This is a genomic window from Stenotrophomonas sp. LST15-1-1.1 (assembly GCF_040815575.1).
Classification (GTDB): Bacteria; Pseudomonadota; Gammaproteobacteria; order Xanthomonadales; family Xanthomonadaceae; genus Stenotrophomonas; species Stenotrophomonas lactitubi_B.
This window is the reverse complement of record NZ_JBFPNJ010000012.1, coordinates 97594-113209: the sequence shown is the minus strand read 5'-3', so window position 1 is coordinate 113209 and position 15616 is coordinate 97594. Positions and strand designations below refer to the sequence as shown.

Sequence of the window (15616 nt, the reverse complement as noted above, 5' to 3'; positions counted from 1 at the left end):
GTGTCCCTGCTCCCTTCGCCAATGAAAACCACCGCGTTGCTGACCCTGGCCTGCCTGTCGGCGCTGCCCGCCGTGGTCCTGGCCCAGGAGGCCGAGCCCCGCAACCGGGTGGTGATCGTGGAGAACGTGAAGTTCGACTACGCCCAGGTGCTCAACGTGGAGCCGGTGTTCCAGACCCTGCGCGCAACCCGTACCGAGGAGCATTGCGAGCCGGTCTCGACCCGCACCCTGGCCCCGGTCAACGTCACCGGCGAAGAGCCGGTCGAGGACAAGGGCCGCATCGGCCGCCTGTGGGATTCGGTGCGCTCGATGTTCAAGCGCAGCGATGAGGACGTGCTGGAAGAGCTTCCGGCGGAAACCCCCGCCCCGGCCCCGGCCAACACGGGCCCGATGCTGACCCGGGACTGTCGTATCGTGCCTGTCGGGCGCGAGTTCCGCCGCCCCATCGCCTATGACGTGGACTATGTCTACAAGGGCACCAAGTACCGTTCACGGCTGCCGGAAGACCCGGGCAACCGGCTGAAGATCCGGGTTTCTATCACCCCCTGGGTGGGCCCGGAGCAGGCTGCCGCCGGCACCCCCTGATTCTGCGACGCCGGCCTCTTGCGCCGGCCCCGGCTGCATGTAAAGATTGCCGACCAATGAAGCTTACCGACTTCCAGCACGACAGCAGCGCCGCCCGCCAGGCCACTGGCATGACGTCGCGTGCCCGTCGACCGGAACCCCACATTCTCGCTGGGTAATCCGGAGCTTTCTGCTGTTCGTCCGAAAAAAACCCAGCCCGCCGGCTGGGTTTTTTCGTTTTCGCGTTCTGAAAGCTTCATCTGCAACCTTTTCGTACCACCCTGGTTCCCGGTTTTCCCTTCCACCTTCCACCGCGTCGGCCACCGGCGCCGCTCATGCAAGGAATGATGATGTCCCCCAAGCACTTCCTGAACACCCAGGACTGGAGCCGCAGCGAACTTGACGCGCTGCTGACCCAGGCTGCGCTGTTCAAGCGCAACAAGCTCGGCGACCAGCTCAAGGGCAAGTCGATCGCGCTGGTGTTCTTCAATCCGTCCATGCGTACCCGCACCAGTTTCGAACTGGGCGCGTTCCAGCTCGGTGCCCACGCGGTGGTGCTGCAGCCGGGCAAGGATGCATGGCCGATCGAGTTCAACCTCGGCACGGTGATGGATGGCGATACCGAAGAGCACATCGCTGAAGTGGCCAAGGTGCTCGGCCGTTACTGCGACATCATCGCCGTGCGTGCGTTCCCGAAGTTCGTCGACTGGGCCTACGACCGCCAGGACGTCGTGCTGGAAAGCTTCGCCAGGTACTCGCCGGTGCCGGTGATCAACATGGAGACCATCACCCATCCGTGCCAGGAACTGGCGCACGTGATGGCCCTGCAGGAACATTTCGGTACCCAGGACCTGCGCGGCAAGAAGTACGTGCTGACCTGGACCTACCACCCCAAGCCGCTGAACACCGCCGTGGCCAACTCGGCGCTGACCATCGCCACCCGCATGGGCATGGACGTGACGCTGCTGTGCCCGACTGCCGATTACATCCTCGACGAGCGCTACATGGGCTGGGCCGAGCAGAACGTGGCCGAGAGCGGCGGCTCGCTGAAGATCAGCCATGACATCGACAGCGCCTACGCCGGTGCCGATGTGGTGTATGCCAAGAGCTGGGGCGCGCTGCCGTTCTTCGGCAACTGGGAACCGGAGAAGCCGATCCGCGACCAGTTCAAGCACTTCATCGTCGACGAGCGGAAGATGGCGCTGACCAACAACGGTGTGTTCAGCCACTGCCTGCCGCTGCGCCGCAACGTCAAGGCCACCGATGGCGTGATGGATTCGCCGCAGTGCATCGCCATCAACGAGGCCGAGAACCGCCTGCATGTGCAGAAGGCGATCATGGCCGCTGTTGCCGGGCGCTGATTCTCTTCGATTCGAACATTTCCGCCGGGCATGGCCCGGCGCTACCAGGACATACCCCCATGAGCAACAAAGACGTCGTTCTCGCCTTCTCCGGCGGCCTTGATACCAGTTTCTGCGTGCCGTACCTGCAGGAGCGCGGCTACAACGTGCATACCGTGTTCGCCGATACCGGCGGCGTGGATGACGAAGAGCGCGATTTCATCGAGAAGCGTGCCGCCGAGCTGGGTGTCACCAGCCACCAGACCGTCGATGGCGGTCCGGCCATCTGGTCCGGCTTCGTCAAGCCGTTCGTGTGGGCCGGTGAAGGCTACCAGGGCCAGTACCCGCTGCTGGTGTCGGACCGTTACCTGATCGTCGATGCCGCGCTCAAGCGCGCCGCCGAACTGGGCACCAACATCATCGCCCACGGCTGCACCGGCATGGGCAACGACCAGGTGCGCTTCGACCTGGCAGTGAAGGCCCTGGGTGACTACCAGATCATCGCGCCGATCCGCGAGATCCAGAAGGAACACACCCAGACCCGCGCCTACGAGCAGAAGTACCTGGAAGAGCGTGGCTTCGGCGTGCGCGCCAAGCAGCAGGCCTACACCATCAACGAGAACCTGTTGGGCCTGACCATGTCCGGCGGCGAGATCGATCGCTGGGAAGCACCGGGCGAGGGCGCCCGTGGCTGGTGCGCACCGCGCAGCGAATGGCCGGAAGCACCGCTGACCGTCACCCTGAAGTTTGTCGAAGGCGAAGCCGTCGAGCTCAACGGCAAGGTACTGCCGGGCGAGCAGATCCTGGCCCAGCTCAACAAGCTGTTCGCCCCCTACGGCGTCGGCCGTGGCGTGTACACCGGCGACACCGTGATCGGCCTGAAGGGCCGCATCGTGTTCGAGGCACCGGGCCTGGTCTCGCTGCTGGCCGCGCACCGCGCGCTGGAAGATGCGGTGCTGACCAAGCAGCAGAACCGCTTCAAGCCGGACGTGGCGCGCAAGTGGGTGGAGCTGGTGTACGAAGGCTTCTACCACGACCCGCTGAAGACCGACATCGAAGCCTTCCTGAAGTCCTCGCAGGCCAAGGTCAACGGCGAAGTGGTGCTGGAAACCCGTGGTGGTCGCGTCGACGCCGTTGCCGTGAAGTCGCCGCACCTGCTCAACACCAAGGGCGCCACCTATGCGCAGTCGGCCGACTGGGGCGTGGAAGAAGCGGAAGGCTTCATCAAGCTGTTCGGCATGAGTTCGACGCTTTACGCGCAAGTCAATCGCTGAGCGATTGAATTGCGCGCGCGTCTCCCGCGCATTCCACCTAATCCCCGCGCCGTTGGCGCGCCCCCTTGAACATCAAGGGGGCTCTCCTCCAGCCGGTACACGTTGTACTGAAGGATCTTTGATTCATGCTTGAACAGACGCTCGATCACCTGCAGGCGCTGGTGTCCTTCGACACCCGCAACCCGCCGCGTGCGATCACCACCGGTGGCATCTTCGACTACCTGCGCGACAACCTGCCCGGGTTCACTGTCGAGGTGATCGATCATGGCGCCGGCGCGGTCAGCCTGTACGCCGTGCGCGGTACGCCGAAGTACCTGTTCAACGTGCATCTGGACACCGTGCCGGACTCGCCGCACTGGAGTGCCGACCCGCACGTGATGCGCCGCTTGGACGACCGCGTGGTCGGCCTCGGTGTGTGTGACATCAAGGGTGCGGCTGCGGCGCTGGTGGCTGCAGCCAATGCCAGTGATGGTGACGCGGCGTTCCTGTTCTCCAGCGATGAAGAAGCCAATGATCCGCGCTGTATTGCCGCGTTCCTGGCCCGGGGCATCAAGTACGACGCGGTGCTGGTGGCCGAACCGACCATGAGCGAAGCGGTGCTCGCCCATCGTGGCATCAGCTCGGTGCTGATGCAGTTCGCCGGCCGTGCGGGCCATGCGTCGGGCAAGCAGGATGCGGCGGCCAGCGCGTTGCACCAGGCGATGCGCTGGGGTAACCGCGCGCTGGACCACGTCGAGTCGCTGGCTTCGGCACGCTTCGGTGGACTGACCGGCCTGCGCTTCAACATCGGGCGCGTGGAAGGTGGCATCAAGGCCAACATGATCGCGCCGGCGGCGGAAGTGCGCTTTGGCTTCCGGCCGCTGCCGTCGATGGATATCGATGCGCTGCTGGCGACCTTTGCCGGTTTCGCCGAACCGGAAGCGGCGGTGTTCACTGAAACCTTCCGTGGCCCGAGCCTGCCGGCCGGTGACATCGCCGAAGCCGAGAACCGCCGCCTGCTGGCGCGCGACGTGGCCGATGCGCTGGATCTGCCGATCGGCAACGCGGTGGACTTCTGGACCGAGGCGTCGCTGTTCTCGGCCGCTGGCTACACCACGCTGGTGTTCGGCCCGGGCGACATCGCCCAGGCCCATACCGCCGACGAGTTCGTGACGCTGGAGCAGCTGCAGCGCTACGCCGACGCCGTACACCGGATCATCGCCGCCGGCGCCTGATCGACCTACAACGCCGCTGCGCTTCTGCGCGGCGGAACTGCAACGCGGCGACCGCCGCCTGTGACGAAACCGAAATGTCTCCTGCCCTCCAGCCCCACCGCCAGACCCGCCAGACCATCGTGCGCCTGCTCTCGAGCATGGCCAGCGCGAAGGAGATCAGCCAGTACCTCAAGCGCTTTTCGCAGCTGGACGCCAAGCGCTTCGCCGTGGTCAAGGTCGGCGGCGCCGTGCTGCGCGACGATCTCGACGCGCTGACCTCCTCGCTGTCGTTCCTGCAGGAGGTCGGCCTGACGCCGATCGTGCTGCATGGCGCTGGCCCGCAGCTGGATGCGGAACTGTCGGCCGCCGGCATTGAAAAGCAGACGGTCAACGGCCTGCGGGTGACGTCGCCGGAAGCGCTGGCGATCGTGCGCCGGGTGTTCCAGCAATCCAATCTGCGCCTGGTCGAAGCCCTGCAGCAGAACGGCGCGCGCGCCACGTCCATCACTGGTGGCGTGTTCGAGGCGGAGTACCTGGGCCTGGATACCTACGGTCTGGTCGGCGAGGTGAAGAAGGTCAACCTGGCACCGATCGAAGCCAGCCTGCGTGCCGGCTCGATCCCGGTCATCACCAGTCTCGGTGAGACCGCCGGTGGGCAGATCCTCAACGTCAATGCCGACTTCGCCGCCAACGAACTCGTGCAGGAACTGCAGCCGTACAAGATCATCTTCCTGACCGGTACCGGCGGCCTGCTGGACGAAGCGGGCAGCGTGATCGATTCGATCAACCTGTCCACCGAGTACGACCACCTGATCGCGCAACCGTGGATCCACGGTGGCATGAAGGTGAAGATCGAACAGATCAAATCGCTGCTGGACCGGTTGCCGCTGGAATCGTCGGTGTCGATCACCCGCCCGGCCGACCTGGCCAAGGAGCTGTTCACCCACAAGGGCTCCGGCACGCTGGTGCGCAAGGGCGAGAAGGTGCTGCGTGCAACCGCCTGGAGCGAGCTGGACCTGCCGCGCCTGAAGGGCCTGATCGAATCCAGTTTCGGTCGTACCCTGGTGGCGGACTATTTCGAGAAGACCACGCTGCTGCGCGCCTATGTCAGCGAGAATTACCGCACGGCGGTGATCCTCACCGATGAGGCCGAGGGCGTGTACCTGGACAAGTTCGCCGTGCTCGACGATGCGCAGGGCGAAGGCCTTGGCCGCGCGGTCTGGAACGTGATGCGCGAGGAAACCCCGCAGCTGTTCTGGCGCTCGCGCAACGGCAACCCGATCAACCATTTCTACTATGCCGAATCCGATGGCTGCTACAAGCAGGGCCATTGGAAGGTGTTCTGGTACGGTGCCGATGGCATCGACCGGATCAGGACCTATGTCGATCACTGCGCCGTGCGTGCACCGAGCCTGGAGGGCTGAGCGCGATGAACCACGCAGACTGGACCAAGGTACCCACGCTGACCGGCACGCATGCGCGGCTGGAACCGCTGCAGATGAGCCATATCGATGGCCTGCGCGGTGCGTTGGGTGACGGTGCGTTGTCGAAGCTCTGGTACACGCAGGTGCCCGATGCGAAGACCATGACCGGCTACGTGCAGGCCGCGCTGCAGGCGCAGGCCGAGGGCAAGGTGCTGCCGTTCGTGGTGTTCGATGCCAATGACCAGATCGTCGGCACCACACGCTACTACGACCTGCAACCGGATGTGCCGCGGCTCAGCATCGGCTACACCTGGTATGGCGAGTCGGTACAGCGCACCGGGGTCAACTCCGAAACCAAGCTGATGCTGCTCGGCCATGCCTTCGAGCGCTTGGAATGCCTGAGCGTGGTGTTTGAAACCAGCTGGTTCAACTTCACCTCGCGCACCGCGATCGCACGCTTGGGCGCCAAGCAGGATGGCGTGCTGCGCAATCACCGTCGCCATCCCGACGGCACGCCACGCGACACCGTCATCTTCTCCATCATCGACGCGGAATGGCAGGGCGTGAAACGCCACCTGCAGCACCGCCTCGACTCGCACGCATGAGCACGCACGCATGAGCACGCACGCATGAGTACTTCCTCCTCGTTCACCGTCGGCATCGTCGGCGCCCGCGGCCATACCGGCGCCGAGCTGATCCGGCTGGTGGCCGCGCATCCGAACCTGCAGCTGGGCTTCGTGTCCTCGCGCGAACTGGCCGGGCAGCGCGTGTCCGATCACTACCCGCAGTGGCAGGGTGAACTGCAGTTCGAAAATCTCGACGCCGATGCCGTTGCCGCCAAGGGTGTGGATGCGGTGATCCTGGCCCTGCCCAACGGCCTGGCCGCGCCGTTCGTGGCGGCGCTGGGCACGGCGAAGCCGGACACGGTGATCGTCGACCTGTCGGCCGACTACCGTTTCGACACTAGCTGGTACTACGGCCTGCCCGAGCTTACCCGCGACCGTTACAACGGCCAGAAGCACATCAGCAATCCCGGCTGCTATGCCACCGCGATGCAGCTGGCGATCCATCCGCTGCGCGATCTTCTGGCGGGCCCGCCGCAGTGCTTCGGCGTATCCGGCTACTCCGGTGCCGGCACCTCGCCGTCGGACAAGAACAATGTCGAGCTGCTGGCCGACAACCTGATGCCGTACGCGCTGACCAACCACGTGCACGAGCGCGAAGTGTCCGTGCAGCTGGGCGTGGCGGTCGAATTCATGCCCCACGTCGCGCCGCATTTCCGTGGCATCACCCTCACCGCCAACCTGTGGTTGAACCGTGTGCAGACCCGCGAGCAGATCGTCGAGCGCTTCCAGCAGGCCTATGCCGGTGAAGCACTCATCGAGGTCGTGGACGAGGCGCCGTGGGTGAGCCGCATCGCGGGCCGCCATGGCGCCCAGGTCGGCGGCTTCACGCTGGCCCCGGGCGGCAAGCGGGTGGTGGTGGTGGCGACCCTGGACAACCTGCTCAAGGGCGCGGCCACCCAGGCCATGCAGAACCTCAATCTCGCGCTGGGCATCGACGAACTGACGTCGATCCCGCACTGAAACCGTACAGGAGCCCCCCATGGCAGACCTTCTTTGGCAGAAGCCAGGCGTCGCTGTCGACGCGCAGATCCAGACCTTCCTCGCCGGCGACGACGTGATCCTCGACCGTGAATTCTTCCTGCATGACATCGCCGCCAGCGCCGCGCACGCGCAGGGTCTGCAGCACATCGGCATCCTCAGCGCCGACGAGCTGGCAGGGTTGCTGCGCGAGCTGGAGGTGCTGGCGCAGGACTTCCGCGAAGGCCGCTTCGTGCTGGATACGCAGTATGAAGATGGCCATTCGGCCATCGAGGCCCGGTTGACCGAACGCCTTGGTGATGCCGGCCGCAAGATCCACACCGGCCGCAGCCGCAACGACCAGATCCTGGTCGCCACCCGGTTGTGGTTGAAGGAGAAACTGCAGCGCGTCGCGCAGGTCAGTGCCGAAGTGGCCAAGGTCGCCCTTGACCGTGCGCAGGCCGAACAGCACCTGCCGATTCCCGGTTACACCCACATCCAGCGTGCGGTGGTGTCCTCGGCCGGCATGTGGTGGGCCGGTTGGGCCGAAGCCTTCATCGACAACGCGGTGCGTGCCCGCGATACCCATGCGCTGGTCGATGCCAACCCGCTCGGCACTGCTGCCGGTTACGGCGTGAACCTGCCGCTGGACCGCGAGCACACCACCGCCGCGCTCGGCTTTGCGCGCATGCAGATCTCGCCGATCTACGCGCAGCTGTCGCGTGGCAAGTTCGAATTGGCTGCACTGGAAGCGCTTGGCGGCGCGACCCTGGACCTGCGCCGCATCGCCTGGGACCTGTCGCTGTTCACCAGCGCCGAATTCGGATTCGTCGCATTGCCGGCGCAGTACACCACCGGCAGTTCGATCATGCCCAACAAGCGCAATCCGGACGTGATCGAGCTGATGCGGGCGACCCATGCCAGCGTCGCCGCTGCACGTACCGAGATCGAGCAGCTGTTGTCGCTGCCGTCGGGTTACCACCGCGATCTGCAGTCGTCCAAGGGGGCGATCTTCCACGGCTTCGGCCGTGGCCTGGCCGCGCTGGAACTGCTGCCGGCGCTGCTGGCCAACCTGGAATGGCGCGATGACAAGCTGCGCGCAGCGATCGATTCGGGCATGTACGCCACCGACGTAGCGGTGGAAGCTGCGGTCGCGGGCGTGCCGTTCCGCGAGGCCTACAAGGCCGCTGCTGCCGGCGCCGACAGCGCAGGGCAGGGGCGTACGCCGGAAGGCAGCCTGGCGGCGCGTGTATCGCCGGGGTCGGCATCGGACCTGCGCCTGGATGAACTGCGCGCGCGCTGGCAGGCGCTGTCCTGATGGCCGGCACCGTCTACCTGGTGCTGGCGATGCGCCAGCCCGGTTTCACCGACGCCGTGGTGCAACCGCACCGCGACTTCCTCGATGCGTTGCAGGCCGAGGGCAAGCTGCAGCTGACCGGCGGCTTTGCCGATGGCAGTGGCGGCGCCTATGTGCTGTGCAACGTCGACAGCCTGGCGCAGGCACAGGCCATCGTCGCCACCGATCCGCTGGTGACGATGCAGGCATCGGCGCTGAGCGTCCACGAATGGAATACCCGCTGAGGCGCCCCTGATGACCGTCCACGCCGCCAACGTTGCATCGCCGTTCCCCGAACAAGCGCTGCCGTCGTGGCGGCGTGCCGTACTCAAGGTCGGCAGCAGCCTGCTCGCGGCCGACGGCGGTGGCCTGTCACCGCGTCACGCGCTGGGCCTGGCCCAGTTCGTCTCGGCCAATGTGCTGGCTGGGCGCGAAGTGGTCATCGTCTCCTCCGGCGCGGTGGCTGCCGGTCGCGCGATCCTGCCCAGGGCCGATGAGCCTGGTGCGGCGATGGCGGCGCGACAGGCATTGGCGGCACTTGGCCAGGCGCAGCTGATCGGTCTGTGGCAGCGCTTCTTCGAGCGCCCGGTGGCGCAGGTGCTGCTGACCCATGACGATCTGCGCAACCGCCGTCGCTACCTCAATGCGCGGGCCACCCTCAACGAGCTGTTGCGGCTGGGTGCGTTGCCGGTGGTCAACGAGAACGACACCGTGTCGGTGGACGAGCTCAAGCTTGGTGACAACGACAACCTGGCTGCGACCGTGGCCGCGCTGGTCGGTGCCGATGCACTGTTCATCGCCACCGACATCGATGGCCTCTACAGTGCCGACCCGCGCACGCATGCCGATGCACGGCCGCTGCACGACGTGCCCGAGTTGAATGATGCCGTGCTGGCGATGGCCGGTGGTGCCGGTTCAGTCGCCGGTACCGGTGGCATGCGCACCAAGCTGGAGGCCGCGGCCAAGGCCGGCCGTGTTGGCATTGAAACCTACCTGTTCAACGGCCGCAGCGGCGAGGTGGTGCGCGCGCTGTCGCAGGATCGCCTGTTCGGCACCCGCATCCATGCGGCGCGCAGCCGCGAGGCCGCCCGCAAGCACTGGCTGCGGCACGCGCCGCTGGCTGAAGGCGTGATCCTGATCGACGCCGGTGCAGCGCAGGCGATGCGCGAGAAGGGCGCCTCGCTGCTGCCTGGTGGCATCACCGGTGCCGATGGCGCGTTCCGCCGTGGTGACATGGTGCAGGTGTGCTGGAACACCGAAGCCGGCCGGGTCTGCGTGGCACGTGGTGTCAGCCAGTACGCCGCCGATGACGTGCGCCGCATTGCCGGCCGCCACAGCCGCGACATCCAGACCGTGCTCGGCTACAACTACGGCGGAACCGTCGTCCATCGCGACGATCTGGTGCTGCCATGAACCCATTGCAGGATGTCCCGATGAGTGAGATCGAATCGCAGGCCCGCGCCTGCCGTGACGCAGCCCAGGTGGTAGCTGGCCTCGACAGCGATGCCCGCAGTGCGCTGCTGCTGGCGATGGCGCAGGCACTGGAGGTCAATGCCGGGCAGATTCTTGCAGGCAATGCGCGCGACCTGGCCGCCGCCCGCGACAAGGGCGTGGGCAGCGCGATGCTCGACCGCCTGGCGCTGGACCCGGCGCGGCTGCTGGCAATGGCCGATGCGGTGCGTGAGGTGGCGGGCCTGCCGGACCCGGTCGGGCAGGTGACCCGGGACGACGTGCGTCCGAACGGCATCCGCGTACAGAAAGTGCGCGTGCCGCTGGGGGTGATCGCGATGATCTACGAAGCACGCCCGAATGTGACCGCCGAAGCCGCCGCATTGTGCCTGAAGGCGGGCAACGGCGTGATTCTGCGCGGAGGTTCGGAGGCCATCCATTCCAACACCGCCATCGCCCATGCGTTGGCCGCAGCCTTGAAGGCCAACGGCGTTCCCCCTGCTGCCGTGACGGTGCTGACCGACCTGCGCCGCGAAGCCATGCTGGAACTGCTGCAGCTGCATGAATTGATCGACCTGGCGATCCCGCGCGGTGGCGAAGGCCTGATCCGCTTCGTTGCAGAACACGCACGGGTACCGCTGATCAAGCACTACAAGGGTGTCTGCCACCTGTTCGTGGATGCCAGTGCCGACCCTGCCGAAGCGCTCGATCTGCTGGTGGATGGCAAGTGCAGTCGCCCGTCCGCGTGCAATTCACTGGAAACCCTGCTGGTGCACCAGGACATTGCCGCAGACTTCCTGCCGCGGGCTGCGCAGGCGCTGGCCGAACGTGGTGTGCAGCTGCGTGCCGACGCGCGCGCGCAGCCGTTGCTGCCGGGAAGCATTGCTGCCAGCGAAGACGACTATGCAGCCGAGTTCCTTGATCTGGTACTGGCAGTCCGCGTGGTCGACGATCTTGATGCAGCGATCGCGCACATCCGCACCTACACCTCCGACCATACCGAAGTGATCGCAACCGAAGATGTGGCCAGTGCCGAACGTTTCGTCAACGCATTGCGCTCGGCGGTGGTGATGGTCAACGCGTCTTCACGTTTTTCCGATGGCGGCCAGCTTGGTCTCGGCAGCGAGATCGGGATCTCCACCACACGCCTGCATGCCTATGGCCCGATGGGACTGGAAGCGCTCACGGTCGAACGTTTCGTGGTACGCGGCGAAGGCCAGGTCAGAAGGTAGGTTCACGGCCGGGCTGCGCCCGGCACCCGCAGAGGCAACGGCAACGGCCGAAGCAACGGCGAAAGCCGAAGCAACGGCAAAAGCCGAAGCAACGGCAAAAGCTGGGTTCCCGTGGGATGGCGGGGTGGGCCCGGTTGCGGGGGACGCCGCAAGTACGTCCTTGTAGGCTTGGCCGCGGCATCCATGCCGCGGACACCCCCGCAACCGGACCCACCCCGCCTTCGACAGATTTCCGCGAGCTGTCGGAACGGTGTTCTGTGCTGCTGTTGGTAGGTGTCGACCTTGGTTGACACGTAAATCCACGCCATGCGTGGATGCTCTTCGGTCAATTGTCGAAATACTCGATTCCGATGGAGATTCATCCACGCATGGCGTGGATCTACCAGATTGCGGAAATCTGTCAGAGGTGGGGCGGTGTCGGATTGCGGGGTGTCAGCCGCATGGATGCGGCTGCCAAGCCTACAGGGACGTACTTGCGGCGTCCCCGCAATCCGGCACCGCCCCGCCATCCCACTGACTGCCAGCTGTTGCTGTTGCTTCGGCCTCTGCAAGTGCCGGGCGCAGCCCGGCCGACCCTCCCTACCGCAACAGCGCTGCAGTCATGCCCAGCGGCCGCGCATGCTCATCCATGTGCAGGGTGATGGCCTTCGCATTGAACATCTGTTCGGCAAGCTGATCGCTGGCGCCAAGCGAATGGGCGATCTCCGAGCGGCTGGCGTCCACCCGCGGGTGGCGACGATCCTTGCCGGCGAAGCGGTAGCGGTTGTACTCGGCCCATGCGATCAGCAGCAGCGCGCAGCCGGCCAGGATCACCGGCAGGGCAATGATCACGAACGGGTCCAGGTGCTGCTTGCGCTCGTAAAGCTGCAGCCACGCCAGCTGCCCACCGAGCAGCCAGGACACCAGGGTGACCAGCGGCGCCCACAGATAGAAGTAGAACCCCCAGAACGCCAGGGTCACAAATCCCCAAGCGGTGCGCTGCAGGCGGGGCTGCTGGCGCGGTTTCTGGATCAGGCGCGAGTCGAAGCGGTTGGACGGCCGGCTGGCCGCCGTCTGGCGATGTGCGTTCATCGGATACCTCTGTCTGGGCTGACCCAGGTGGCACGCTTGCCACGCCGCCTCAGCAGCGTCTTCGGCAATGCCACCAGCGTGGTGAACAGGCTGATCAACCAGTACGCCATCGGGTACCAGATGACCCAGAAATAGTTGCGGCCGATATGCGTTTCGTAACGCCTGTCGATGATCAGGCTGCTGGCGAACTGCAGCAGGCAGACCAGCGCCAGGATCACGCCATGCCACTGCGGCAGCAACGTGTCGATGTACAACTGCGGAGGCATCGGGATGAACTTGCCCAGCGCCCACAGCAGGATGATCGCGAGCATGGTGTAGGCCCACAGCACGCTGAGGATGTATTCCATCAGCACGCCCCACATGCGCCGCTTGCGCCAGCTGAACAACGAGGAGCCGTGCCGCAGCAGCACTTCCACGCCGCCCTGTGCCCAGCGCAGGCGCTGCCGCCACAGTCCCTTCAGTGTTTCCGGCATCAGGATGAAGCACAGCGCGTTGGGCTCGTAACGGATGTCCCAATGATCCAGCTGCAGGCGCCAGCTGATGTCGATGTCCTCGGTGACCATGTCATCGGCCCAGTAACCGATGCGGTGCAGGGCGGTGCGACGGAATGCGGCGATGACGCCGGAGACGGTGAAGATACGGCCGTACACGCGTTGGGCGCGCTTGATCATGCCGATGATCGAGGAGAACTCCGCCACCTGCAGACGACCGAGCAGGGTGGAGCGGTTGCGGATGCGCGGGTTGCCGGTCACCGCACCTACGCGCGGGCCACTGGTCAGATGCCAGACCATCCAGTGCATGGCGAACTCTTCCAGCATGGCATCGCCGTCGATGCACACCAGGTATTCCGATCGCGCAGCCAGGGCGCCCATGCGCAGCGCATTCGCCTTGCCAAGGTTGCGGTCCAGATGGACCACCCGCAGGCGTGGGTGCAGGGCCGCAAGCGCGTCCAGGCGGGCGCCGGTGTCGTCGCTGCTGCCATCGTTGATGGCGATCACTTCGAAGTCCGGGTAGCGCTGGGCCAAGGCCGCGCCGAGGGTGTCGTCCAGGTTCGCCGATTCGTTGTGGCACGGGATCAACAGGCTGGCGAACGGATACTCCGCCATGGGCGGTGGATCGTTGCGCGGCCGCGACTTCCGCTCACGGCGGAAGAAGTAGTACAGGCCACCCGACATCCAGAAGAACGCCATCACCATGGGATAGAAGAAGGCGAACTGGAACATGGCGTTGAGCCACGGGTTCATGTCCACGTCACTTCTCCGGATACGGGAAATTGCGCGCGGACATCGCCGCGCGTGCATCCTGGGTCGACGGCTTGTCGGCAATGAAATCGTCCGGGTACCACGCGAAATGGCGCACGCCCTGGGCCTGCAGGCGACGGATCTGCGCGCGCAGCTGTTCGCCGCTGATCGGCGTCTGCGTGCGCCAGTCCACGGTCTGCAGCTCGAACATCGTGTGCTTCAGGTCCGGGTCGTGCTCGCGCACTGCCACTACCAGGCGGTCCATCCAGCGCTGGGGACGGCGGCTGCCTTCCATCCACGGCATCGCCATCAGCGCGGTGCGGTCGTAGGCCTGGTTGAACAGGTCCAGGCGCTGGGCGAACCACGCCGCGCTCTGCGGTTCCAGCACCGGCTGCGCGTACAGGTTGCGCACGGTGCCCAGCTTGGGGCGCCAGCGTTGTGCGCTGTCGCGCAGTTCCAGGGTGAAATCGATCAGCGCCTGGGTGCGGCCACCATCGCTGCCTTCCTGTGGCAGCTGCGCCAGTTCGGTATCGCGTACGTAGCCGTCATCATGGAACAGCAGGCCTTCGAAGTACGAATTGATCGCCAGGTCTTCGTAGATGTCCTTGATGATCTGCCGCGCCTGCGCCTTGGTGAAGTCCAGGCGGTACATGCCATCGCGTTCCGGGCTCTGGATGCCGAGCGCCGCGCGCTGCGCAGCGTCGGGCAGTTCATAGCCCAGCACCGGCAGCCACGCGTAGACTTTTACCCCGGCGCGGGTTTTCAGCTGCCAGGCAACGCGGTTGAACAGGTCCGCGCGCATCGGCAGGTGCCGGTTCGGGAAGTACAGCGCATCGGCGGTGTTGTTGCCGTCCGGATCGGCGAAGGCCTGCAGGTAGACATGGGTCGGGCCGATCCGCTTCACGCGCTCGATCAGGGCATCCAGGTTGCGCGCCTGCTGCGCCGGGTCGCTGTCGTAGACCGAATCCAGGTCGATCTGCAGGGCACGGGTACCGTCCAGGTTGACGTTGCGACGCAGCTCGAAGGCCAGCGAGGTGACGTTCGGATTGCTGGTCACCAGCAGGCGTGCAAGGCCGTGCAGGTCGGCGGTTACCGGCGTGCTGCGTCCTTCCAGGTCGAAGGACACCGGCATGCCCAGCTGCTCGGCGATGTCGTTGCTCAACTGGTTGTAGGCGGCATACGGCCAGACGATCGCTTTCGGACGTACCCCCAGTTCCTTCTCGATGCGCTGCACGCTGCGGCCGAGATCGTCGCGCAGGCGCTTCTCGTACTCCTGCGCGCTTTCATAGCGCTGCGCCTTGGGGTCGTAGATGCGGGTGATCACCGCCGGGGTCTGGTTGCCCTGCGGGTTGGACTGCACGCCGTGGTGCAGGTTGTCGGTATGGCTGGCCAGTTCGATCAGGCCGCTGGCCTGCATCTCGCGCAGCTGGTCCCAGGTCAGGAAATCGTCATGGCCGAACGGACGGTAGCCGTAGTCGATGGTGCGGCCCGGTGCCATGTCCACGTAGTCGGTGATCACCGCCACCAGCGCCGGATAGTTGTACGCACGCAGCAGCGGATACACACGGCTGTACACGCTGCGCAGGCCGTCGTCGAAGGTCAGCAGCACCGGCCGCGGTGGCAGCTTTGCTTCTCCACGCGAAGCCTTGATCAGCTGCGACAGCGACACCGGGTGATAGCCATGGGCGGACAGCCAGTCCAGGTGCGCGGCGAAGTTCTGCGTGCTGACCGCGTAGGCGTCGGCATCGGATTTTTCCAGCACATCGTCGCGCACGTCGTGGTAGCTGAGGACCAGCAGGCCGTTGTCGGCCGCGTCCAGTTCCGCGGCAGAGCTTGCGCGCTGGGCCGCAGCGGGCAGGGCCAGGCACAGCAGCGCCAGCAGCAGTGCGGTCGTCAGGTTGCGAAGCAT

Annotated in this window: 14 protein-coding genes; 11 read left to right on the top strand and 3 right to left on the bottom strand. The window is 65.7% G+C overall.

Annotated elements, in window-relative coordinates; all coding sequences use genetic code 11:
• The first annotated feature begins 21 nt into the window (after window positions 1–21).
• The 11 genes from MRBLST15_RS08110 to MRBLST15_RS08060 all read left to right on the top strand — a co-directional run bounded on the left by MRBLST15_RS08110 (window position 22) and on the right by MRBLST15_RS08060 (window position 11395).
• Window positions 22–585, top strand: a complete 564-nt coding sequence (locus MRBLST15_RS08110; RefSeq protein WP_265952595.1) for a hypothetical protein — start codon at window positions 22–24, stop codon at window positions 583–585.
• Between the two features lie 329 nt (window positions 586–914).
• The gene (locus MRBLST15_RS08105; RefSeq protein ID WP_025876421.1) at window positions 915–1925 is read left to right on the top strand and encodes an N-acetylornithine carbamoyltransferase; all 1011 of its coding nucleotides are present in this window, start codon (window positions 915–917) and stop codon (window positions 1923–1925) included.
• A gap of 59 nt (window positions 1926–1984) precedes the next feature.
• Entirely contained in the window at window positions 1985–3178 is a 1194-nt protein-coding gene (locus MRBLST15_RS08100; protein WP_312705927.1) for an argininosuccinate synthase, read from the top strand.
• 125 nt (window positions 3179–3303) lie between these two features.
• Window positions 3304–4392: an acetylornithine deacetylase gene (locus tag MRBLST15_RS08095; protein ID WP_367785642.1), complete on the top strand. Its 1089-nt coding sequence runs from the start codon at window positions 3304–3306 to the stop codon at window positions 4390–4392.
• Between the two features lie 74 nt (window positions 4393–4466).
• Window positions 4467–5795, top strand: coding sequence for an acetylglutamate kinase (locus MRBLST15_RS08090; RefSeq protein WP_265952584.1), 1329 nt, complete (start codon window positions 4467–4469; stop codon window positions 5793–5795).
• 5 nt (window positions 5796–5800) lie between these two features.
• Entirely contained in the window at window positions 5801–6400 is a 600-nt protein-coding gene (locus MRBLST15_RS08085; protein WP_265952582.1) for a GNAT family N-acetyltransferase, read from the top strand.
• Between the two features lie 24 nt (window positions 6401–6424).
• On the top strand, window positions 6425–7381 hold the full coding sequence (argC, locus tag MRBLST15_RS08080; RefSeq protein ID WP_367785641.1) for an N-acetyl-gamma-glutamyl-phosphate reductase: 957 nt from the start codon (window positions 6425–6427) through the stop codon (window positions 7379–7381).
• A 19-nt stretch (window positions 7382–7400) separates the two neighbouring features.
• Window positions 7401–8696 carry an argininosuccinate lyase gene (gene argH / locus MRBLST15_RS08075; protein WP_033831569.1) on the top strand — a complete coding sequence of 432 codons (1296 nt, stop codon included), beginning with the start codon at window positions 7401–7403 and terminating at the stop codon, window positions 8694–8696.
• Window positions 8696–8959 carry a YciI family protein gene (locus tag MRBLST15_RS08070; protein ID WP_089236219.1) on the top strand — a complete coding sequence of 88 codons (264 nt, stop codon included), beginning with the start codon at window positions 8696–8698 and terminating at the stop codon, window positions 8957–8959. Before argH ends, MRBLST15_RS08070 begins: the two co-directional genes overlap by 1 nt.
• 10 nt (window positions 8960–8969) lie before the next feature.
• Window positions 8970–10127, top strand: coding sequence for a glutamate 5-kinase (gene proB, locus MRBLST15_RS08065; protein WP_265952579.1), 1158 nt, complete (start codon window positions 8970–8972; stop codon window positions 10125–10127).
• A complete protein-coding gene (locus MRBLST15_RS08060; protein WP_367785640.1) occupies window positions 10124–11395 on the top strand; it encodes a glutamate-5-semialdehyde dehydrogenase in 1272 nt (423 codons plus the stop codon). The genes proB and MRBLST15_RS08060 overlap by 4 nt, the downstream gene beginning before the upstream one ends.
• A gap of 579 nt (window positions 11396–11974) precedes the next feature.
• Here the strand turns inward: MRBLST15_RS08060 and pgaD are convergent.
• The 3 genes from pgaD to pgaB are packed head-to-tail and all read right to left on the bottom strand — an operon-like array spanning window position 11975 to window position 15616.
• The gene (gene pgaD / locus MRBLST15_RS08055) at window positions 11975–12466 is read right to left on the bottom strand and encodes a poly-beta-1,6-N-acetyl-D-glucosamine biosynthesis protein PgaD (protein WP_265952576.1); all 492 of its coding nucleotides are present in this window, start codon (window positions 12464–12466) and stop codon (window positions 11975–11977) included.
• The gene (pgaC, locus tag MRBLST15_RS08050; RefSeq protein WP_414716131.1) at window positions 12463–13710 is read right to left on the bottom strand and encodes a poly-beta-1,6-N-acetyl-D-glucosamine synthase; all 1248 of its coding nucleotides are present in this window, start codon (window positions 13708–13710) and stop codon (window positions 12463–12465) included. The genes pgaD and pgaC overlap by 4 nt, the downstream gene beginning before the upstream one ends.
• A 7-nt stretch (window positions 13711–13717) precedes the next feature.
• Window positions 13718–15616 carry a poly-beta-1,6-N-acetyl-D-glucosamine N-deacetylase PgaB gene (gene pgaB / locus MRBLST15_RS08045; RefSeq protein WP_367785838.1) on the bottom strand — a complete coding sequence of 633 codons (1899 nt, stop codon included), beginning with the start codon at window positions 15614–15616 and terminating at the stop codon, window positions 13718–13720.

What these genes read in the sequence shown, in the direction of transcription:
- pgaC (WP_414716131.1), bottom strand. Translation starts at nt 13,710, where the DNA reads ATGAACCCGTGGCTCAACGCCATGTTCCAGTTCGCCTTCTTCTATCCC.
- pgaD (WP_265952576.1), bottom strand. Translation starts at nt 12,466, where the DNA reads ATGAACGCACATCGCCAGACGGCGGCCAGCCGGCCGTCCAACCGCTTC.
- MRBLST15_RS08060 (WP_367785640.1), top strand. Translation starts at nt 10,124, where the DNA reads ATGAACCCATTGCAGGATGTCCCGATGAGTGAGATCGAATCGCAGGCC.
- MRBLST15_RS08070 (WP_089236219.1), top strand. Translation starts at nt 8,696, where the DNA reads ATGGCCGGCACCGTCTACCTGGTGCTGGCGATGCGCCAGCCCGGTTTC.
- pgaB (WP_367785838.1), bottom strand. Translation starts at nt 15,616, where the DNA reads ATGCTTCGCAACCTGACGACCGCACTGCTGCTGGCGCTGCTGTGCCTG.
- argC (WP_367785641.1), top strand. Translation starts at nt 6,425, where the DNA reads ATGAGTACTTCCTCCTCGTTCACCGTCGGCATCGTCGGCGCCCGCGGC.
- MRBLST15_RS08090 (WP_265952584.1), top strand. Translation starts at nt 4,467, where the DNA reads ATGTCTCCTGCCCTCCAGCCCCACCGCCAGACCCGCCAGACCATCGTG.
- argH (WP_033831569.1), top strand. Translation starts at nt 7,401, where the DNA reads ATGGCAGACCTTCTTTGGCAGAAGCCAGGCGTCGCTGTCGACGCGCAG.
- MRBLST15_RS08105 (WP_025876421.1), top strand. Translation starts at nt 915, where the DNA reads ATGTCCCCCAAGCACTTCCTGAACACCCAGGACTGGAGCCGCAGCGAA.
- MRBLST15_RS08110 (WP_265952595.1), top strand. Translation starts at nt 22, where the DNA reads ATGAAAACCACCGCGTTGCTGACCCTGGCCTGCCTGTCGGCGCTGCCC.
- proB (WP_265952579.1), top strand. Translation starts at nt 8,970, where the DNA reads ATGACCGTCCACGCCGCCAACGTTGCATCGCCGTTCCCCGAACAAGCG.
- MRBLST15_RS08095 (WP_367785642.1), top strand. Translation starts at nt 3,304, where the DNA reads ATGCTTGAACAGACGCTCGATCACCTGCAGGCGCTGGTGTCCTTCGAC.
- MRBLST15_RS08085 (WP_265952582.1), top strand. Translation starts at nt 5,801, where the DNA reads ATGAACCACGCAGACTGGACCAAGGTACCCACGCTGACCGGCACGCAT.
- MRBLST15_RS08100 (WP_312705927.1), top strand. Translation starts at nt 1,985, where the DNA reads ATGAGCAACAAAGACGTCGTTCTCGCCTTCTCCGGCGGCCTTGATACC.